The 18,529-nt window shown below is 65.9% G+C and carries 19 protein-coding genes and 4 pseudogenes; 19 read left to right on the top strand and 4 right to left on the bottom strand.

What is annotated here, in order from left to right:
• The 3 genes and pseudogenes from istB to KB874_RS22565 form a co-directional block, all read left to right on the top strand.
• Positions 1–330 (top strand): annotated as a pseudogene (istB, locus tag KB874_RS22575) (IS21-like element ISPkr1 family helper ATPase IstB); the annotation flags it as partial.
• A 130-nt stretch (positions 331–460) separates the two neighbouring features.
• Positions 461–1,171: pseudogene (locus KB874_RS22570) on the top strand (DNA-methyltransferase); the annotation flags it as partial.
• Between the two features lie 293 nt (positions 1,172–1,464).
• Positions 1,465–2,112, top strand: a complete 648-nt coding sequence (locus tag KB874_RS22565) for a hypothetical protein (RefSeq protein ID WP_212538827.1) — start codon at positions 1,465–1,467, stop codon at positions 2,110–2,112.
• Between the two features lie 32 nt (positions 2,113–2,144).
• On the opposite strand, the gene KB874_RS22560 is transcribed toward KB874_RS22565, so the two are convergent.
• Positions 2,145–2,702 (bottom strand): DUF3489 domain-containing protein, encoded by a 558-nt coding sequence (locus tag KB874_RS22560; protein ID WP_212538826.1) that lies wholly within the window; start codon positions 2,700–2,702, stop codon positions 2,145–2,147.
• Positions 2,703–2,797: 95 nt separating this feature from the next.
• Positions 2,798–3,028, bottom strand: a complete 231-nt coding sequence (locus KB874_RS22555; RefSeq protein WP_212538825.1) for a hypothetical protein — start codon at positions 3,026–3,028, stop codon at positions 2,798–2,800.
• A gap of 116 nt (positions 3,029–3,144) precedes the next feature.
• Here KB874_RS22555 and KB874_RS22550 point away from each other — a divergent pair, with 116 nt between their 5' ends.
• The 10 genes and pseudogenes from KB874_RS22550 to KB874_RS22505 all read left to right on the top strand — a co-directional run bounded on the left by KB874_RS22550 (position 3,145) and on the right by KB874_RS22505 (position 12,051).
• Positions 3,145–3,681, top strand: coding sequence for a hypothetical protein (locus KB874_RS22550; RefSeq protein ID WP_212538824.1), 537 nt, complete (start codon positions 3,145–3,147; stop codon positions 3,679–3,681).
• Complete coding sequence (locus KB874_RS22545; protein WP_212538823.1) at positions 3,629–5,668, top strand: phage terminase large subunit family protein; 2,040 nt, start codon at positions 3,629–3,631, stop codon at positions 5,666–5,668. The genes KB874_RS22550 and KB874_RS22545 overlap by 53 nt, the downstream gene beginning before the upstream one ends.
• Positions 5,668–5,880: a phage head-tail joining protein gene (locus tag KB874_RS22540; RefSeq protein WP_212538822.1), complete on the top strand. Its 213-nt coding sequence runs from the start codon at positions 5,668–5,670 to the stop codon at positions 5,878–5,880. The genes KB874_RS22545 and KB874_RS22540 overlap by 1 nt, the downstream gene beginning before the upstream one ends.
• Before the next feature lie 3 nt (positions 5,881–5,883).
• Positions 5,884–7,357 (top strand): annotated as a pseudogene (locus tag KB874_RS22535) (phage portal protein).
• A complete protein-coding gene (locus tag KB874_RS22530) occupies positions 7,357–8,679 on the top strand; it encodes a S49 family peptidase (RefSeq protein ID WP_212538821.1) in 1,323 nt (440 codons plus the stop codon). Before KB874_RS22535 ends, KB874_RS22530 begins: the two are co-directional and overlap by 1 nt.
• Positions 8,680–8,735: 56 nt before the next feature.
• On the top strand, positions 8,736–9,116 hold the full coding sequence (locus KB874_RS22525; RefSeq protein WP_212538820.1) for a head decoration protein: 381 nt from the start codon (positions 8,736–8,738) through the stop codon (positions 9,114–9,116).
• 24 nt (positions 9,117–9,140) lie between these two features.
• A complete protein-coding gene (locus KB874_RS22520) occupies positions 9,141–10,163 on the top strand; it encodes a major capsid protein (protein ID WP_212538819.1) in 1,023 nt (340 codons plus the stop codon).
• An 11-nt stretch (positions 10,164–10,174) separates the two neighbouring features.
• Positions 10,175–10,489: a head-tail joining protein gene (locus KB874_RS22515; protein WP_212538818.1), complete on the top strand. Its 315-nt coding sequence runs from the start codon at positions 10,175–10,177 to the stop codon at positions 10,487–10,489.
• Positions 10,486–11,109 (top strand): DUF6441 family protein, encoded by a 624-nt coding sequence (locus KB874_RS22510; RefSeq protein WP_212538817.1) that lies wholly within the window; start codon positions 10,486–10,488, stop codon positions 11,107–11,109. Before KB874_RS22515 ends, KB874_RS22510 begins: the two co-directional genes overlap by 4 nt.
• Before the next feature lie 117 nt (positions 11,110–11,226).
• The gene (locus tag KB874_RS22505) at positions 11,227–12,051 is read left to right on the top strand and encodes a GIY-YIG nuclease family protein (protein ID WP_212538816.1); all 825 of its coding nucleotides are present in this window, start codon (positions 11,227–11,229) and stop codon (positions 12,049–12,051) included.
• Positions 12,052–12,339: 288 nt separating this feature from the next.
• Here the strand turns inward: KB874_RS22505 and KB874_RS22500 are convergent, their stop codons facing one another.
• Positions 12,340–12,993: a hypothetical protein gene (locus tag KB874_RS22500; RefSeq protein ID WP_212538815.1), complete on the bottom strand. Its 654-nt coding sequence runs from the start codon at positions 12,991–12,993 to the stop codon at positions 12,340–12,342.
• 107 nt (positions 12,994–13,100) lie between these two features.
• On the opposite strand from KB874_RS22500, the gene KB874_RS22495 reads away from it, so the two are divergent.
• Entirely contained in the window at positions 13,101–13,523 is a 423-nt protein-coding gene (locus tag KB874_RS22495) for an acyl-CoA transferase (RefSeq protein ID WP_212538814.1), read from the top strand.
• Positions 13,524–13,531: 8 nt separating this feature from the next.
• Here the strand turns inward: KB874_RS22495 and KB874_RS22490 are convergent, their stop codons facing one another.
• The gene (locus KB874_RS22490; protein WP_212538813.1) at positions 13,532–13,735 is read right to left on the bottom strand and encodes a hypothetical protein; all 204 of its coding nucleotides are present in this window, start codon (positions 13,733–13,735) and stop codon (positions 13,532–13,534) included.
• A gap of 106 nt (positions 13,736–13,841) precedes the next feature.
• Here KB874_RS22490 and KB874_RS22485 point away from each other — a divergent pair, with 106 nt between their 5' ends.
• The 5 genes and pseudogenes from KB874_RS22485 (at position 13,842) to KB874_RS22465 (ending at position 18,527) form a co-directional block, all read left to right on the top strand.
• Positions 13,842–14,780 carry a phage tail tube protein gene (locus KB874_RS22485; protein WP_212538812.1) on the top strand — a complete coding sequence of 313 codons (939 nt, stop codon included), beginning with the start codon at positions 13,842–13,844 and terminating at the stop codon, positions 14,778–14,780.
• A 2-nt stretch (positions 14,781–14,782) separates the two neighbouring features.
• Positions 14,783–15,220, top strand: coding sequence for a hypothetical protein (locus KB874_RS22480; protein ID WP_212538811.1), 438 nt, complete (start codon positions 14,783–14,785; stop codon positions 15,218–15,220).
• Positions 15,221–15,261: 41 nt separating this feature from the next.
• The gene (locus tag KB874_RS23245; RefSeq protein ID WP_428849257.1) at positions 15,262–15,450 is read left to right on the top strand and encodes a DUF7697 family protein; all 189 of its coding nucleotides are present in this window, start codon (positions 15,262–15,264) and stop codon (positions 15,448–15,450) included.
• A pseudogene (locus tag KB874_RS22470) lies at positions 15,443–17,901 on the top strand (phage tail tape measure C-terminal domain-containing protein). The gene KB874_RS23245 and the pseudogene KB874_RS22470 overlap by 8 nt, the downstream one beginning before the upstream one ends.
• Positions 17,901–18,527, top strand: a complete 627-nt coding sequence (locus tag KB874_RS22465) for a DUF2460 domain-containing protein (RefSeq protein WP_212538810.1) — start codon at positions 17,901–17,903, stop codon at positions 18,525–18,527. Before KB874_RS22470 ends, KB874_RS22465 begins: the two are co-directional and overlap by 1 nt.
• Positions 18,528–18,529 lie beyond the last annotated feature (2 nt).

The following is an 18,529-nucleotide window of genomic DNA, read 5'->3' as shown; positions in this document are numbered from 1 at the left end:
GTCGTGGACCTGGTGAACAAACTCGACGCCGAAGCCCGTGCCGATCGACAGGGACGCACGGCAGACCTGCTCTGCCGCCTCGACTTCCTGATCCTCGATGAGCTCGGCTATCTCCCCTTCGCGCAGACCGGCGGCCAGTTGCTGTTCCATCTCATCAGCCGCCTCTACGAGCGCACCTCGATCATCGTGACGACCAATCTCGACTTCGGCGAATGGCCTTCGGTCTTTGGCGATGCGAAGATGACCACTGCGCTGCTCGACCGCCTGACCCATCACTGTGACATCGTCGAAACCGGCAACGAGAGCTGGCGCTTCAAGACCCGAGAATGACCGACACCCACGCTGGCCCGATACGGCTGCGCTGTATGGGGGCTACACCGCATCGGGCCAGCTACCCGTGCGCTCCAAGGGGGTCATTCTTGGACGCCGATAGGGGGTCAAGATTGCGTGCCGATTGACAGCGGACATCGTCGGACGGCTCCTGGGCGATGTGCGCCCGCTGCTGATGGTCACCGACCCACCCTATGGCGTCGAATACGACCCCTCCTGGCGCAACCAGGTGGGCGCGGCAAAGACCAGGCGCACCGGCAAGGTGCTGAACGATGACCGCGCCGACTGGCGCGAGGCTTGGGCGCTGTTTCCAGGCGACGTCGCCTATGTCTGGCATGGGGCGCTGCACGCGGCCACAGTGGCCGAAAGCCTGGTGTCTGCGGGTTTCGCCATCCGGTCGCAGATCATCTGGGCTAAGGACCGGCTGGTGCTCAGCCGCGGTGATTACCACTGGCAGCATGAACCTTGCTGGTATGCCGTGCGCGCCAGGGGCAAAGGCCACTGGGCCGGCGACCGCAAGCAGACGACGCTCTGGCAGATTGCCAACCGGGATCAGGATGCCGAAACGGTCCACGGCACGCAGAAGCCGGTGGAATGTATGCGGCGGCCGATCCTGAACAACTCGTCGCCCGGTCAGGCTGTCTATGAACCCTTCATGGGATCCGGCACCACGCTGATCGCGGCCGAGACCGCGGGTCGGGTGTGTTTCGGCGTGGAACTGAACCCGGCCTATGTCGATGTCGCCATCGAGCGCTGGCAGGCCTTCACGGGTCAGCAGGGGGTTCTGGTGGAAACTGGCGAGACCTTTGCCGGATTGAAAGCTAAGCGGCTGGCTATTTGAATGCGCCTGGCCACAAGGCAGCGATCCGGAGCCATGACATCCCGGACGACTTGTTTCGCATTACGTGCGCTGGGCGAAGCTGGATCGAACGCGACCGTGATCCCCGTGGCGCTGATCGAGGCGGCGCTGGATCCGGTCTAATGCGACTTCGCCATTCTCCGGTGGGAACTGGCGACTGGAGGGACGTAACTTCTGTGCAAGGCTTCAGCGAAAAAGAAAGCGATTGCGATCCAGTTATGATGAGCGCTAGCAAGAGGTTGGTCGAACGAAGTTGAAAGAAACACGAATTCAGAATGTTCTGGTCAAAAAAGAAGCCCCAAGGCAACGATCGCCAACCAAGAAGAGAGCCTCCCCTGACCAGTAAATCGACAGTTCGTGATACGGAAGAGCAGTCCTCGCCCGAGAACGTTTCCAATAACATCAGAGGATATGCTGACTTGCTGGAGGTGTCTCCAACAGCTGATCCGGCAGGATATCGCCGCCACCATGGCAATCAGGGTGTTAAGAACAGTGCTGGCATTCCATTGGCATTCGAGGATCAGGCCCAGACTGTCGCACGTATCATCGCCTCGGCCTACGAAGAAAAGTACGATCAGATAAAGGCGGAGATGAAATCGCGGGGGATGCAGTTTTCCGCAGTTATCTTAGACGATGCGGGCACGGCGCTTGCGGTCAACTTCGCCTCCGTCGGGGCAGCACCGATCGTAAGCCAGATCAGCGATGAACCCGAACTCGTGCCATATTGCATTGCAGCTTTGCACTGGCTGCTTGCGTCTGAAGATCACGAGTGGGTCTTCAGTCACCTGGTCGAAGCGACAGCAGCTTTCTACCGGTCAGAGATGCTACGGACGCAACTCGTCAAAGGCTATGCCGACGACTTCGATGATCTACGTGATCTGCTTCGTGAAGCCCTTTGCCACTACATCCACCGGAATGTTTGAAGTGTGGAAAACCGTCAGAACCGCACGACCAGTCAGACGCTCAACCGGTAAACTGTCCCCCTGCCCTCGACCTTTTCCGCAGTGACCAGCAGTCCCAGCTTCTTCTTCAGCGCCCCCGAGATCGAGCCGCGGACGGTGTGAGCCTGCCAGCCCGTGGCCTCGACCATCTCGGCGATGGTAGCGCCTTCGGACTGCTGCAGCATTGCGATGATCTGCGCCTGCTTGGTGCCCGCGCGGACGGCGACAGGTTTCACGGTGTCGCCTGCTTCAGGTATCGGCGCGGCGTCTGCCTTCGCCTTACGCGCGCTGGCAGTGGCGCTGGCCACGACCGGCTCGATCCCAACAATCGCGAGCCCGGCCTCGGTCGCGATCAGCGTGGTGCCGTGGCCATCGCCGGTCTCGCGCCAGAGAGGCTCGCCGCGGCGCATGTTGGCTTCGACCTCCTCGAGCCAGCCGCGGGAGATCATCATGGTGACGACCTTGCTCGCGGCGGCGCCATGCAGCCCATCGGGCAGCGGCAGGGCGAGGTTGCCCGGGCGGGCGGCGGCGCGGGAGAGGATGATCGATTGGGTATCGGTGGGTTTGGGCATCGTGGCCTCCGGTGTTCCGGCGTGCGGCATGCGCGCCTTCTACGGAGTCCAGCCCCGCCAGATGGCGGGGTGCGTGTCGCGCGGCTGCAGGCGCCTCAGGCAGCGTGCTCGCCCTCGCCAAAGAGGAAGTCGGTGATCTTGCGCAGGTCGACGGCAACGCTGTTGATCGAGCCCACGGCGCCCCAGTTGATGGCATCCGGGTCGAACCCGAAGTGATCGCCGCTGAGCGCCTGCAACCGCGCCAGCATGGTATCGATCTCCGCCTTCGCGGCGATAAAGGCGTCCAGCGCCTTGTCATTGTTGCGGGCGGCGCGGCGGGTGGTCATGGCGGTCTCTCCGGGGGTGAGTTGCATCGTTTCTTCGTGATCAGACTCGCTCTGTCGCGCTGATCTATCAACTCGAACCCGAGCGATATCATACGGTTGATCGGATTATCTGCGCCATGAAGGGCATGAGCGAACGGGAATACGCGGCCCATTCCGGGCTCTCCCGCGGCGGCGTGCAGAAGGCGCGGAAAAACGGGCGGCTGGTGGTCTACGAGGATGGCTCGATCAACGCCGCCGCGTCTGATCTGCGCCGGGCGGAGATGACGGATCCCGATCAGCAGCGGCGCAGCCTCGGCGGCGACGGGCTGACGAGCGGCGCCGGCGAGACCGCCTCCTACCTCAAGGCGCGGACGCTGCTGACGGTCTATGCCGCGCAGGACAAGCAGATCGCCGTCCAGAAGAAGAAAGGCACGCTGGTCGACCGCGCGCGGGCGGAGACGCTGGTGTTCCGGCTGGCCCGGCAGGAGCGGGATGTCTGGGTCACCTGGCCCGGACGGGTGGCGGCGCTGATGGCCGCGCAGATCATGGCGGAGGTGGAACGGCAGTCCGGGGCATCGGTGACGATCGAGACCGCGATCCTGCAGAGGGTGCTGGAAACCCATGTCCGAGACCAGCTCGACGCCCTCGCCGACCTCCGGATCAGCCTCGGATGATCATGATCTGACAGAAGGCCTCGACCTCGGCTTTGACGGCGCCGAGGACATCCTGCGCGCCTGGGGGCGGGGCATGCGGCCCGACCCGAACCTCACGGTATCGGAATGGGCGGATGCGCATCGCTGGCTGTCGTCGCGGGCCTCGGCGGAACCGGGGCGGTATCGCACCAACCGCACGCCCTACCTGCGGGCGATCATGGATGCGCTTTCGCCCGGCCACCCGGCGCAGCGCATCTCCTTCATGAAAGCCGCGCAGGTGGGCGCGACGGAGGCCGGGAACAACTGGATCGGGTTTGTCATCCATCACGCACCGGGCCCGATGCTGGCCGTGCTGCCGACGGTCGAGATGGCCAAGCGGTCCTCGCGCGGTCGGATCGACCCGCTGATCGCCGACAGCCCGGCGCTGCGGGAGCGGGTCAGCCCGGCGCGCTCGCGTGATGCCGGCAATTCGATGCTGTCGAAGGAATTCCCCGGCGGCATTCTCGTGCTGACCGGCGCTAACTCCGCCACAGGCCTGCGGTCGATGCCCGCGCGGTACGTCTTCCTCGACGAGGTCGACGCTTATCCGGCCTCGGCGGATGAGGAAGGCGACCCGGTCACGCTGGCCGAAGCGCGCACGACCACCTTCGCGCATCGGCGCAAGGTGTTCATGGTCTCGACGCCGACGATCCGCGGGCTCAGTCGGATCGAGCGGGAGTTCGAGGCCTCTGATCAGCGGCGCTACTTCGTCCCCTGCCCGCATTGCGGGCTGATGCAGTGGCTGCAATTCGAACGCCTGCGCTGGGCGAAGGGGCAACCGGAGACAGCGGCCTATGCCTGCGAGGGCTGCGACCGGCCCATCGCCGAGCACCACAAGACGGAGATGCTGGCACGGGGCGAATGGCGGGCGATGGCCAGGTCGGCCGATCCCCATGCCATCGGCTTCCACCTCTCCGCACTCTATTCGCCGCTGGGCTGGAAAAGCTGGACCGATATCGCGCGGGACTGTCTGGCGGCTCAAGGGTCAGAGGAGATGCTGCGCGCGGCGCGCAACACGCTGCTCGGCGAGACATGGGTCGAGAGCGGAGAGGCGCCGGAATGGCAGCGGCTGGCAGATCGGCGCGAGGCCTGGACGCCAGGCATTGTGCCGGCGGCGGGTCTGTTCCTGACGGCCGGTGCCGACGTGCAGAAGGACCGGATCGAGATCGATGTCTGGGCCTGGGGCCGCGGACTCGAAAGCTGGCTTGTCGATCACGTTGTCATCCCGGGCGGGCCGGACGATCCCGCGGCGTGGGATGCCCTGACGGCCCTGTTGGGGCGCAGCTGGCAGCATACCAATGGTGCCTTCATGACCGTGGCGCGGCTAGGGATCGACACCGGCTACGAAGCCGCCGCCGTCTATGCCTGGTCGCGCAGGGTGGGCTTCGACCAGGTGGCCCCGCTGAAGGGCCTCGAAGGCTTCAATCGCTCTACGCCGGTGTCGGGCCCCACGTTCGTCGACGCCACGGTGGGCGGCCGCCGCCTGCGCCGCGGCGCCCGGCTCTGGTCGGTGGCCACGGCCACCTTCAAGACCGAGACCTATCGGTATCTCCGGATCGAGCGGCCCTCGGACGAAGAGCGGGCGCTGGGCGTCCTGGACGCCGCCGGCACGATCCACCTGCCCGGCTGGATCGACAGTGAATGGCTGAAACAGCTGGTGGCGGAACAGCTGGTGACGATCCGCGATCGCCGCGGCTACGCGCGGCAGGAATGGCAGAAGACGCGCGAGCGCAACGAGGCGCTGGATTGCCGGGTCTATGCCCGTGCCGCGGCCTGGGTCCTCGGCGCCGATCGCTGGGACGAGGCGACCTGGCGGCGGCTCGAGGCGCAGGCCGGCGTGGAGACGCGACTGCCCGCGGCTGTGCCGGCGGATGCCGCCAAAACGGAAACCGCTGAGCCGCGGGCCGGCACCCTGACCACGCCGCGCCGGAAACGGCGGGCCTATACCCCGACCTTCATGAGGGACTGATGGATCTCGAGCGCATGCAGGCCCTGCTCACCGCACTGCAGGAAGCCCGCTTCGCCGGGCTGCGCAGCGTGAGCTACGACGGCAAGACGGTGACCTATGGCTCGGACGCGGAATTGGCCGCGGCGATCCGTGATCTGGAACTTCGGATTGCCGCGGTCTCCGCCACGCCGCGGCGTCGCCGCTGGGGCACCGTGGCGACGAAAGGGCTCTGAGCCATGGCCTTCGATGCCTTCCGCCAGCGCCTCGGCGCGATCATCGGCGGGTTCGACGCTGCGCAATCGCATCGCCGGATGCGCAGCTTCCGCGCGACCCGCGCGCATGTGAACACGCTGATCGCGGCATCCGGCGAGACCATCACCGCCAGAGCGCGCTGGCTCGTGCGGAACAACGGCTATGCGGCGAATGCTGTCGACGCGTTTGCGAACCACGTCGTGGGCGACGGCATCAAGCCCAGCTCGAAGATCGCTGCTCCCGCGACGAAGGAGGAATTGCAGAAGCTCTGGCTCGCCTGGACGGACGAGGCCGATGCCGAGGGCCTGACCGACTTCTACGGCATCCAGCGCCGGGCTGCGCGGGAGGTTTTTCTTGCGGGTGAAGTGTTCCTGCGCATCCGGATGCGGCGGCCGGAGGACGGGCTGAGCGTGCCGCTGCAACTGCAGTTACTGCCCTCGGAAATGCTGCCGCTCGACATGACCCGCGTTCTGCCCGGCGCCGGGTCGGTCCGGCAGGGCATCGAGTTCGACGGCATCGGGCGCCGCGTGGCCTATCACTTCCTGCGGCGCCACCCGGGCGATCTGACCGATCCGGGGCTGGCGGGCGAGACGGTGCGGGTTCCGGCCTCGGAGGTGATCCACATCCTCGACCCGATCGAAGCGGGCCAGCTGCGCGGTGTCTCACGCTTCGCCGCGGCCGTGGTGAAGCTCTTCACGCTGGATCTCTATGACGACGCCGAGCTCGAGCGGAAGAAGACCGCGGCGATGTTCGCGATGTTCATAACTTCCCCCGCCCCGGAAACCGCCCTCGATCCGGCCGAGGATGATCTCGAGGTGGAACCGGGCCAGGTGGTGCGCCTCGATCCCGGAGAGGATGTCACCACCCCCGCCACCCCGGATTCCGGGTCGACCTACGAGCCCTTCCAGTACCGCACGCTGCTGCAGATCGCCGCCGCGCTGGGCGTGCCCTATGGCTACCTGACCGGTGACACGGCGAAGGGGAACTTCTCGAACACGCGCATCGCGTTGGTCGACTTCCGCCGCCGCATCTCGGCCTTCCAGCATTCGGTGATGGTCTATCAGCTCTGCCGTGCTGTCGGGTGCGCTGGACCTGCCGGGTTATGCGCAGGACCAGCGCAGCCATCTCGCCTGCGACTGGCTTCCCACGAAATGGGATTGGATCGATCCGGCCAAGGATGCGGCGGCGGAGATCCTTCAGATCGAGGCGGGCTTGAAATCCCGCACGCAGGCCATTGCCGAGCGCGGCTTTGACGCCGAGCAGGTCGACCGGGAGATCGCCGCCGAACGCCAGCGCGAAGCGGAGCTGGGGCTCGACTTCCGGCGGCCGGGGTCGCCGGCGCAGGCGGCCGGTGGCGGGCCGGGTGATGCCGAGGCCCGGCGACAGGATCCGCAGGTTGGCGGCGATCAGGAAGACGACGGTGAGGACCGGGAACCCCGGCCTGCGGAGGACGTGTGATGCATCACACCCAGATCGCGCAGCGCGTCTTCAACACACCGCTCATGGTCGACCCGGCCAAGGCGCTGGCATTCCTTGCAGGGCTCGGTCCGCGGATCACCGGGCAGGAAATTCATGTCGAGGGGGCAGAGTTCGCGGCCGGGGATCGGGAAGTCGCCACCCTGCCAGCCCGTTCCTCGCTCTTCAGTGGCGATCTGACCCGCGGCGAGGCGCGCACCGGCGGGCAGCCCTTCGCGGTGGTGGAGGGGATCGCCGTGATCGAAATCGCCGGCACACTGGTGCACCGCGGCGCCTGGATCGGCCAGTCCTCCGGGCTGACCTCCTATGAGGGGCTTGCCATGCAGCTGCAGGCCGCGCTCGATGATCCCGCCATCCGCGGCATTGCGCTTGACATCGACAGCTTCGGCGGCGAGGTCGCGGGCGCGTTCGACCTGGCCGACCGCATTCGTGCGGCCCGAGGACAGAAACCGGTCCAGGCCTTCGTCGCCGACCACGCGCTCTCCGCCGGCTATGCGCTGGCCTCCCAGGCGGACCGGATCGTCCTGTCCCGCACCGGTGCTGTCGGCAGCATCGGCGTGGTTGCCATGCACAGCGAGGTGAGCGGGGCCCTGGACAAGAAGGGGATCGCCGTCACGCTGATCCATGCCGGCGCCCGCAAGGTCGACGCCAACCCCTACCAGCCGCTGCCGGACGCGGTGCGTGCCCGGATTGCAGGCGAGCTCGAGGACCTGCGCCAGCTCTTCGCCGAGACCGTCGCCGAAGGCCGTGGCCAGCGGCTCGACACAGTTCGCGCGCTGGGCACCGAGGCCGCCGTGTTCCGCGGCGAGGCAGCGGTCTTTGCCGGTCTCGCCGACGAGGTGGCCGATCCCGTCACCGCTTTCCGCGCCTTCGCGGCCGCCCTCGGCGGCACACCCATCCCCAGAACAAAGGGCCTCAAGATGACCACGACATCCGAAGAAAACACCGTAGCGGCTACCACTGTGCCGGTTGCAAGCGCTGCGAGTCCCATTCCTGCACCGGTCGCACCCGCGGCAGTCACACCACAGACGCCGGACGCGGCGACGCTCACCCCCGAAGCGATCCGCGCCGAGGCAGCTGAAGTCGCCCAGGTCTGTGCGCAGGCCGCCCGGCTGGGTGTGCAGATCGACGCGGCCGACGCCGTCGCGCGCGGTGTGAAGCCCGAAGCCCTGCGCACAAAGGTGCTGGCCGATCTCGCCGCACGCAGCGATGCCGCGGCCATCGTCGCCGCCGCCCCCGCGGCCGGCACGAAGGAAAGCCCGATCGTCACCGCCGCAAAGAAGGCGGCCGCCGCCCCGCGCTGATCCCGGCGCCGGGTCCAGCCGCGCCCTTCCCAATCCCCCAACCCGGAGACTGAACCATGCCCGTCCTGACGGAACCGCCCAGCATGGGCGATGTCCTCAAATACGAGGTCAACCCGAACTACACCCGCGAGGTGGTCACGCTGCTCGCGGGCATTCCCTACCCGGTCGGCTCCGTGCTGGGGAAGATCACCGCCAGTGGCAAGCACACGCTGTCAAGTGCGGCCGGCAGCAATGGTGCCGAGACCGCCACCGGCGTCCTGCTCTATGCCGTCGACGCCACGCTGGCCGATGCCGTGGGCATCGTTGTCGCCCGCGGCCCCGCCATCGTCTCGCGCGCGGAGCTCGCCTACGACGGCAGCGTCGATGATGCCGCCAAGATCACCGCCAAGCTCGGTCAGCTGGCCGACCTCGGCATCATCGCCCGCGACGGCGTCTGATCCCCTCTCCCCCGGAGCACCCCCATGACCCTTGTCCGCAATCCGTTTGACGCCGGCGGCTATTCGCTGGCCGAGATGACGCAGGCCATCAACATCCTGCCCAATCTCTACACCCGCCTCGCGCAAATCGGCCTCTTCCGCTTCGAAGGCGTCAGCCAGCGCTCGGTGATCATCGAGCAATACGAGGGCGTGCTGAGCCTTCTGCCCTCCGTTCCCCTCGGCGGTCCCGCCACCGTCGGCACGCGCGAGGGGCGCTCGATGCGCAGCTTCGCCCTGCCCTGGATCCCGCATGACGATGTGATCCTGCCCGCCGACATCCAGGGCCAGCCCGGGCTTGGCGCGTTTGACGCGGCCGACCCGCTGGTCGAGGTGATGAACCGCAAGCTCCTGCTGATGCGCCGCAAGCATGCCCAGACCCGGGAATACATGGAGATGAACGCGCTGCGCGGCATCGTGAAGGATGGCGCGGGCACCACGCTCTATGACTACTTCACCGAGTTCGGCCTTGTGCAGATCTCGGTGGACTTCGTGCTCGGCACCGCCGGCACCAACGTGCAGGGCAAGGTGCGCGAGGTGCTGCGCGCCATCGAGGACAACCTGCTGGGCGAGGCCATGACCTCGGTCCATGCGCTGGTCAGCCGCGAGTTCTTCGACAAGCTGATCAGCCACCCGAAGGTCGAGGAGGCCTACAAGTTCTACGCCGCGACCGGCGCCCAGCCGCTCCGCGAAGATGTACGCCGCAACTTCCCCTTCGGCGGGATCCTGTTCGAGGAATACGCGGGCACCGTCACGCTCTCGACCAAGGCCACCGAACGGCTGGTCCCGGCGAGTGAAGGGATCGCCTTTCCGCTCGGAACGATGGACACGTTCACGACCTATGGCGGCCCGGCCAACCTGCTGGAAACCGCCAACACGATCGGCCTGCCGCTCTATGCCCGCCAGCATCTCGACGAGAAGGGCCGCTGGATCGACATCATGACCGAGGCCTCGATCCTGCCGGTCAACAAGCGACCGCGGCTGGCAATCCGCCTGCCCACCTCGAACTGACGGGCTATCCCATGTCCGTCTTTGCCGCCGCCATGGATCGCATCTTCACCCATGCGTCCATGGCGGCACCGGCGCTCTGGATCTCCGCCACCACGTCCGACGAGCGCCAGATCCGCATCATTGCCCGCGCGCCCGATAGCGTCACCGACTTCGGCGCCGGGCGCTTGGTCAGCGACACGACCGTGGTGGACGTGCGCATCGCCGACCTTCCCGACCCACGCCCCGGCGATCTGATCGTCATCGGTACCGACAGTCACGTGATCCAGGGCGAGCCCCTGCGCGACCGCGAGCGGCTGATCTGGACGCTGAACCTGAGGCCAGAATGAAGCTGAAGCTCGAGATCAGCCCGGATCTCGCGGCCCTGATGCAGGCCGAGATCCGCGCCGGCGAAAAGGCCATCACCAATGCCATGCGCGAGGCCGGTGCGGGTCTCAAATCCGCCTGGCGAAGCCAGATCACCGGCGCGGGGCTGGGCAACCGGCTGGCGAACTCGATCAGGCTGGCAACCTATCCCAAAGGCGGCGAGAGCCTGAACGCCGCCGCGCTGGTCTGGTCGAAGGCGCCGGTGATCGTCGGTGCGCATGACACCGGTCCGCTGATCCGCTCGCGCGATGGGTTCTGGCTGGCGATCCCCACAGCGGCGGCAGGCAAATCCACGCGCGGCGGGCGCATCACCCCCGGCGAATGGGAGCGCCGCACGGGGCTGCGACTGCGGTTCATCTATCGTCGACGGGGCCCGAGCCTGCTCGTGGCAGAGGGGCGGCTGAACAGCAAGGGACGCGCGGTGGCGTCCCGCTCGAAGACCGGTCGCGGGCTGACCACGGTGCCGATTTTCCTGCTGGTGCCGCAGGTCAGGCTGCGCAAGCGACTGGATCTGGTCAGGGATGCGGAACGCGCGATCGACGGAGTGCCAGGGCGGATCGTGGCGGGGTGGGTTGTCAGATAGTAAGAGCCTTACGACAACAATCGCCGCAAATTGTTAATTTGGGGATAGCCAAACTTGACTCATGACAACCAGAGCGTTCTTTCTACCGCAAAGGGTGCCATGCCGAGGAGAAACCCTATGCAATTCAATGCAATGGTCACAGCCAAGCTCGATGCATATGTTTACGCCTTGGCAGATCCCAGATTAGACGGCGCATTGCGGGATCGAGTGTTTTATATCGGCAAGGGCAATGGGAACCGCTGTTTCAATCATGCCCATGTGGCGCGCGGCAAGGGTGAAGAACCACTTGACGAAGGAGAACACAAACTCGGCAGAATTCGCGAGATCCACCGTTGTGGCCTCGATGTCGAGGTCTTTGTCGTCGCCCATGGACTGAGCGATGACGAGGCTCACGCAATTGAAGCTGTTCTCATTCCACTTCTCGGCGATACCAACAAGGTATCTGGACATGGCGATCAGAATTTGTGGCTGAGCAGCAATCAGATCAACGAAGCATACGATCATCCCATACAAAGAGGAGATATCCCGCTCTTCCGAGGCAATATACTCTTTGTCAGCCTGAACCGACAGAACACGAGCTCATTGCTTGAGTCCGACGATGAAAATCAGCTTGCACAGGCGACGCTTGGAGATTGGGGGCTATCTGTCGCGCGTTCGTCCCGTGTCGACTGCATTGTTGGAGTCAAGAATGGATTGATCGTTTCGATCTTCGAAACGGACAAATCCAGCGCGTTGACCACGGACTTCGTGCGCATTCCGAGTGAGAAGAAACGGGCGCATGGCCGGTCACGCTTCGTTGGAAGGCGCAGACTAGACCTCGAGCAGCACCTTCGCGGAAGAAGCGTTTTCCACGATGAGAAGTGTATGTCCACGATCAGGCGTGGCGCTGGGTGCGAGTTCTATGAAGCCATGCATAGCAGCCAGGGAGCGCCATTGAACTAGATGTCGGCAATGCAAATGCGTGTCAGTAGCCAGCCACGTAGCGCGAAGGTTCTGAAATCTGGCTTCGTCATCTCTTTCGGGCTGATGTCCTACGTTCCACATGCGAAACCGTTCTCGCAGCTCAGTGGCGTCGCGGTCTAAGACCGGCCGAGGGACGACCACCCTGCCGATCTTCATACTCTTCCCGCAGGTCAAGTGGTGGAGGCGAGTTGATCCGGAGCCGTATGCGGAGCAGGTCATGGACCGCGTACCGGGATGGATCGTCGTGAGGTGAGTTGAGCAGCGTGCCTAGGCAGACTGCACGGCAAGTTCCGGGAAGCCGGCATACCACTCCGCATGACTGCCCGTGTTGTTGTCCATGCCTGGCTTGGTCAGGCAACCCTTCGGCTCGATGTAACTGCTTATCCGCTTGGCAGGCTCTTCATGCCACGAAATGTTGAAGGCCGACAGTCGGGGAAAGAAGTACATGCTCGAATAAGGAAGATGGTCGTGAATCCACCATGCCAGGGCGCGCCAGTCTTCGCCGTTTTCATAGCGGTCCGCAAACCAAGGGATGACGATACAGGCCGTCGCCCCCGCTAAACCATTGGCGTCCCGCCTATCCCAGATATGGCCTGCAAAATTCGCTTCATTCGATGCGCAGGTATACCCCTTCTTCTTGGCTCGCTGTTGCTCGTTGCAAAAGCCGTTCACTGCACACGACCGGTAGGCTGATCGAATGACAACCTTCCCGAACGTCGCATGTAGCGGTTCGAGAAGTTCCTCACAGAGGCGCTTACCAACCGCTACAGCGAGGTCTGGGTCGTCCGGGATGTTCGGGATACCATGGAGGTTTGCGACTTCGCTGTAGAGAAACTCACGCATGAAAAATGACTTGGAGAGACGGACGCGGCCCAAGTCATCAAGGGCTGTAACACTCTCGGGCTGCTTAGCCAAAATCATACTCCTATCCGCTAGTTAAGCCTTTCGGCAGAATGTTCAGCATCCCAGGGCAGAAGGCGCAAGTTGCTAAGTTGGCCTGATCTGAACTTCCACGTGAGAAACGCCAAATGCCCACCATCCGCGAAACCATCCTCGCCGCGCTGCACGCGCGGCTACAGCCGCTTGCTGCCCAGGTTCTGCGTGACGAGGTCCTGCCTGAACGGATTTCTGCGGCGGGCCTGATCATCCTGCGGGACGGCCAGCCGGGCGAACCGGAGGTCACGCTCTCGCCTCTGCGCTACCACTACCAGCACCGGGCAGAACTGGAGGTCGTCATCCAGGCGGGTACCGGCCGAGCCGGCACCTTCGACGCCCTGGTCGCCGAGATCGGCACGGCACTGGAGGCTGACCGGACGCTGGGCGGGCTCTGCGACTGGGTCGAACCAGAGGCCCCGGCCCCGATTGATCTGCCCGTCGAGGGCGCCGCCACACTGAAGGCGGCGGTGATCACCGTCGTCTTGCATTACTCTACAGCTGGTCCCTTGCTGTGATGCGGTATTCAGCCTCGCCCGTTCGGTTTGTCCCCCAACAGCCAAAGAAGAAGGCAAGCGAGGATCGGTGAAAACAACACACTGACCAGCACCCATCCGAAGGCACTGCGACCGCGATTGGTCGCCATGCCAGCTGGCAGCAGGATGAACAACCAGAGCAGAAATAACAGAGCAGCCAGCATCAAGATGATCTGAAAGACTGACTCGCTCATGGTGTTTTCCCAATCGTGCTTCGGACCATACGGTCGCTGAAATCTCGAGGTTCCAAACCTCACGTCAGGCCGAATTACAGACTTTCGAGGAAAGGAGAAACTCTTCATGGCACGCGCACAGGGCGCGCGGGCGCAGATGGCGCTTGCGTTCGAGACGACCTATGGCACGCCGCCCACCAGCGGTTACACGAAGATGCCCTTCGCCAGCACTACGCTCGGCGCCGAACAGCCGCTGCTCAACTCCGAGCTTCTGGGTTACGGCCGCGATCCCCTCGCCCCGGTCAAGGACGCGGTCACGGCCGATGGCGACGTGGTTGTACCGCTGGATGCCGAGGCGCTGGGCTTCTGGCTGAAGGCCGCCTTCGGGGATCCGGACACCTCGGGTTCCGGTCCCTACACCCACGAGTTCCGATCGGGCAGCTGGGCCCTGCCCTCGATAGCGATCGAGGTTGGCCTGCCGGAGGTGCCGCGCCACGCGATGTATGCCGGCTGCGTGCTCGATCAGCTGAGCTGGCAGATGGGGCGCTCTGGCCTGCTGACCGCGACGGCGCGTCTGGTCGCACAGGGCGAGGCTGTCACGACGAGCCCAACGACCGGCACGGTGGCGGAGCTGGGGCTCACGCGCTTTGGTCATTTCAACGGGGTGATCATGCGGAACGGGTCGGCCCTCGGTAACGTGGTCTCTGCCGAGATCACCTATGCCAACGGACTCGACCGGATCGAGACCATCCGCAATGACGGCAAGATCGAAGGCGCCGATCCCGGCATGGCCGCCCTCACGGGCCGGATCGAGGTGCGCTTCGCCGATGACACGCTGGTGACACAGGCAATCAATGGCGAGCCCTGCGAACTGATGTTCAGTTACGGGCTCTTGTCCGGCGAGGGTTTCACCTTCACGGCGCACGCCGTCTACCTGCCCCTCCCGCGCGTGGAAATCGCCGGCCCGCAGGGCATCCAGGCCAGCTTCGACTGGCAGGCGGCCAGGGGAACCAGCCCCGCCCGCCTCTGCACCGCCACTCTCATCAACAGCGTTTCGGGATACTGACCATGATCCGGCTGAACCTCTCGAACCGGCCTGAATGGCTGGACCTTCTCCCCGGCCTGCGGGTTCTGGTGGCCCCTCTGACCACGGCCCTCATGGTCTCGGCCCGCGCCGATCCGGCGATCGACGGCCTGCCGGAGGCGTCCAGTCAGGAGGACATGGCGCTGACCATGGCCAAGGCCGTCGCCCGCCGCGCGGTGCTCGACTGGGACGGTGTCGGCGACGATACCGGCAATCTTGTGCCCGTCAGCCCGGCCGGGATCGACGCGCTGCTGGAGATCTGGCCGGTCTTCGAGGCCTTCCAGGCGCAGTACGTTGCCCGCGGCCTGATGCTGGATCAGGAAAAAAACGCCTCCGCGCTCTCGCCGAGTGGTCCTTCGGCGGGGGCGACGGATACTGCGCCGCCTGCGCCGGGCCCTGCCCCGACTGCCCGGCACGGCTGAACCAGCCGCTGACCGTTGAAGGCTGGCAGGTCTGGGACCTGGTGCAGCGGCTCGGCGGCCAGCTGCGCATCGCCCCTGGCGCCGTCATAGGATGGGACATGGGCGCGGCCCTCGCCCTGGGCCATGCGCTGGGCGTCAACGCCCTGATCGCGGCCGAGATCCTGCCCGAGATCGAAGCGGTGATGGTGCGCACGTTGAACGCACAGATGGAAGGAAGCCGGCATGGCTGAGAAGAAGGTCTCCGTCCGCCTCGTGGCGGAGGGCGGAAGGCGTGTGCGTGCCGAACTGGAAGGCATCGGCGAGGCCGGGTCCCGCGGGTTCGGGCGGCTCAGCCGCGAAATGGAGCTGGCGAACACGCGGCTGGCCAGCTTCGCGCGGCGCGCCGGTGTGGCGCTGTCCGCTGCTGCTGCGGCGGCCACGGCCTCGCTCGGGCTCATCGTTCGCGCCACGGCCGAGAGCGCTGCACAGATCCGGCAGTTTGCGCAGGTCGCCAATGCCACGCCGGAGGCTCTGCAGGGCTGGTCGGCCGGGGCTCGGACGGTTGGCATCGAGCAGGAGAAGCTCGCCGACATCCTGAAGGACGTGAACGACCGGGTGGGTGATTTCCTGCAGACCGGCGGCGGGCCGATGGCGGATTTCTTCGAGAAGGTTGCGCCGCGCGTGGGCGTCACGGCCGATCAGTTCGCCCGCCTCTCCGGCCCGGAGGCTCTGCAGCTCTATGTCGATACGCTTGAGCGGGCGGGTCTCAGCCAGCAGGAGATGACCTTCTATCTCGAAGCCATGGCGTCCGACGCCACCCGCTTCTGCCGCTCCTGCGCAATGGCGGGGCGGAGATGACGCGGCTCGGCGACCAGGCCGATTATCTTGGCGCCGTGCTTGATGGCAAAGCGCTGGAAGCCTTGCGGCGCACGGAACTGGCGCTGGGCACCGTCTCGCTGGTCTTCGAAGGCCTGCGCAACCGGATCGCGGTAGCCGTGGCGCCTTCCGTCGAAGCGCTGGCCAGGGCCTTCGTGGCGCTGGCCTCGGAGGGCGGCATCCTGCGCACGGCGCTCGATGCGCTGATCGGCAACCTCGGGCGGATGGCGTCCTATGCGGCAGCGTTCGCCGGGGTCATGGCCGGGCGCTGGGTCGCGGGACTGGCCGCCGCAGCCTTGTCCGTGCGCGGACTGGCAACCGCGCTCGTTTTCCTGCGCGGCGCGCTGATCCGCACCGGCATCGGGGCGCTGATCGTCGGTGCAGGCGAACTGATCTACCAGCTCTCGCGGCTGGTCGCCGGGGTCGGCGGCGTGGGCGAGGCCTTCCGCCTGCTCGGCGATCTGGCGCGCGAAGTCTGGTCGCGGATCAGCCTCTCGCTCGACGCGACACTCGCACGCATGGCGGCCGGCTGGGAGGGGCTCAAGGCCTCCGCTTTCTCGGCGCTGGAGGGCACCATCGCGGGCGTCGTGCAGTTTGGTAACCGGGCGGCGGCGATCTTCCAGGGCGCCTATGATGCGGCGGTGGCGATCTGGAGCCGCCTGCCGGGTGCTATTGGCGATTTCGCGTTCCAGGCGGCGAACGGACTGATCTCCGGCGTCGAGGCCATGCTCAACGGTGTCGTCACCCGGATCAACCGCTTCATCGAAACGCTGAACGCGGCGCTGGCATTGCTGCCCGACTGGGCCACCGGCGAAGGCGGCGTGCGGATCGGCGCGCTCGATCCGGTGGAGCTGGGACGCATCGGCAACCCGTTCGAGGGGGCCGCCGCAGCGGCCGGCACCGCCGCGGCAGATGCCTTCTCGAGCGCTCTGGAACGCACCTATATCCAACCGCCCGACCTCGGGCTCGGCGCATTGGCCGACGACGCCCGCACGCGGGCCGACGGCTATCGGGAGGCCGCCGGCATGCTGGCCGATGCCGCCGGTCGCCCGCTTGCCAGCTGGCAGGCGCTGAAGGATGCCGTGACGGGTACCGGGACGGAGGCCGAGGCGGTGCTGACCGAAGCGGCTGGAGCGGCCGATGCGCTGAATGCCGGATTGAACAACACAACCACCGCGGCCAAGGACGCGGGCGGTGCGGCGCGGGACGCCGGCACCGCGGCTGCAGAAGGATCAAAGACGGCCGTCACCGGCTGGCAAGCCGTCACCGCGGCGCTTTCGGATTATGCCGCGAAGGCACGCGAGATCGGCGGTGATGTCGGCCAGGCGCTGATTGGCGCCTTCACCGCGGCCGAGAATGCCGTGGGCGAGTTCGTGAAGACCGGCAAGCTCGACTTCCTCAGCCTTGTCACGTCGATGATCGCCGATCTGGCAAAGCTCGCCGCCCGGCGTTTCATCCTCGGCCCCATCGCAAAGGCCCTTTCCGGCGCGCTGGGCGGGGCCGGTGGGCTGTTTGCGAATGTCCTGCACACCGGTGGCGTGGTTGGTGCGCCCGGCCCGGGCCGCATGGTCCCGGCGCTGGTCTTTGCCGGCGCCCCGCGGATGCGCAGCGGCGGGTGGGCCGGCCTCAAACCCGACGAAGTGCCGGCGATCCTGCAACGCGGCGAGCGGGTTCTCTCGCGGCGTGAGGCGGCCGGATATGGCAGCGGCGCGCCCAGCATCAACGTGACCATCAACGCCCGTGACGCCGAGAGCTTCCGCCAGTCGCGCACGCAGGTCGCGGCCGATATTGCGCGCGCGGTCTCGCTGGGTCGAAGGGGCATGTGATGGCTTTCCACGAGGTCCGGTTTCCGGATGACATCAGCCGCGGGGCGCGAGGCGGGCCGGTTCGGCGCACGCAGATCGTCGAGCTGGCGAGCGGCGCCGAGGAGCGCAATGCCAGCTGGGCCAACAGCCGGCGACGCTATGATGTCGCCTATGGCATCCGCCGTGCCGACGATCTGGCAGCGGTGGTGGCTTTTTTCGAGGCGCGCAACGGCCGTCTCCATGGGTTCCGCTTCAGGGACTGGGCGGATTACAGGTCCTGTCTGCCATCGCAGGTGCCGGGTCCAAGTGACCAGATCATCGGCACCGGCGACGGCGAGACGACGGCGTTCCAACTGGTGAAGTCCTACACCTCCGGTGCCCAGTCCTGGTCGCGGATCATCACCAAGCCCGTTTCCGGCACCCTGCGCATCGCTTTGGACGGCATCGAACAGGGCAACGGCTGGTCAGTTGATCCCACGAAAGGGATCGTGGGGTTCGCCGTGGCCCCCGCCCCCGGCGTCCCGATCACCGCAGGCTTTGAATTCGACGTCCCCGTGCGCTTCGACACCGACATGCTCGACGTGACCCTCGACCTCGAGCGCCTCGGATCGATCACCTCGATTCCGCTCATGGAGATCCCGACCTGATG

Origin of the sequence: Thetidibacter halocola, from assembly GCF_018224955.1 — a bacterium.
GTDB classification, from domain to species: Bacteria; Pseudomonadota; Alphaproteobacteria; order Rhodobacterales; family Rhodobacteraceae; genus Thetidibacter; species Thetidibacter halocola.
The sequence above is the reverse complement of the archived record's forward strand: the minus strand, read 5'-3'. Positions and strand labels throughout refer to the sequence as shown.

What these genes read in the sequence shown, in the direction of transcription:
- KB874_RS22465 (WP_212538810.1), top strand. Translation starts at nt 17,901, where the DNA reads ATGGCTTTCCACGAGGTCCGGTTTCCGGATGACATCAGCCGCGGGGCG.
- KB874_RS22505 (WP_212538816.1), top strand. Translation starts at nt 11,227, where the DNA reads ATGCAATTCAATGCAATGGTCACAGCCAAGCTCGATGCATATGTTTAC.
- KB874_RS22485 (WP_212538812.1), top strand. Translation starts at nt 13,842, where the DNA reads ATGGCACGCGCACAGGGCGCGCGGGCGCAGATGGCGCTTGCGTTCGAG.
- KB874_RS22545 (WP_212538823.1), top strand. Translation starts at nt 3,629, where the DNA reads ATGTCCGAGACCAGCTCGACGCCCTCGCCGACCTCCGGATCAGCCTCG.
- KB874_RS22560 (WP_212538826.1), bottom strand. Translation starts at nt 2,702, where the DNA reads ATGCCCAAACCCACCGATACCCAATCGATCATCCTCTCCCGCGCCGCC.
- KB874_RS22500 (WP_212538815.1), bottom strand. Translation starts at nt 12,993, where the DNA reads ATGATTTTGGCTAAGCAGCCCGAGAGTGTTACAGCCCTTGATGACTTG.
- KB874_RS22565 (WP_212538827.1), top strand. Translation starts at nt 1,465, where the DNA reads ATGTTCTGGTCAAAAAAGAAGCCCCAAGGCAACGATCGCCAACCAAGA.
- KB874_RS22490 (WP_212538813.1), bottom strand. Translation starts at nt 13,735, where the DNA reads ATGAGCGAGTCAGTCTTTCAGATCATCTTGATGCTGGCTGCTCTGTTA.
- KB874_RS22510 (WP_212538817.1), top strand. Translation starts at nt 10,486, where the DNA reads ATGAAGCTGAAGCTCGAGATCAGCCCGGATCTCGCGGCCCTGATGCAG.
- KB874_RS22515 (WP_212538818.1), top strand. Translation starts at nt 10,175, where the DNA reads ATGTCCGTCTTTGCCGCCGCCATGGATCGCATCTTCACCCATGCGTCC.
- KB874_RS22540 (WP_212538822.1), top strand. Translation starts at nt 5,668, where the DNA reads ATGGATCTCGAGCGCATGCAGGCCCTGCTCACCGCACTGCAGGAAGCC.
- KB874_RS22480 (WP_212538811.1), top strand. Translation starts at nt 14,783, where the DNA reads ATGATCCGGCTGAACCTCTCGAACCGGCCTGAATGGCTGGACCTTCTC.
- KB874_RS22550 (WP_212538824.1), top strand. Translation starts at nt 3,145, where the DNA reads ATGAAGGGCATGAGCGAACGGGAATACGCGGCCCATTCCGGGCTCTCC.
- KB874_RS22555 (WP_212538825.1), bottom strand. Translation starts at nt 3,028, where the DNA reads ATGACCACCCGCCGCGCCGCCCGCAACAATGACAAGGCGCTGGACGCC.
- KB874_RS22495 (WP_212538814.1), top strand. Translation starts at nt 13,101, where the DNA reads ATGCCCACCATCCGCGAAACCATCCTCGCCGCGCTGCACGCGCGGCTA.
- KB874_RS22520 (WP_212538819.1), top strand. Translation starts at nt 9,141, where the DNA reads ATGACCCTTGTCCGCAATCCGTTTGACGCCGGCGGCTATTCGCTGGCC.
- KB874_RS22525 (WP_212538820.1), top strand. Translation starts at nt 8,736, where the DNA reads ATGCCCGTCCTGACGGAACCGCCCAGCATGGGCGATGTCCTCAAATAC.
- KB874_RS22530 (WP_212538821.1), top strand. Translation starts at nt 7,357, where the DNA reads ATGCATCACACCCAGATCGCGCAGCGCGTCTTCAACACACCGCTCATG.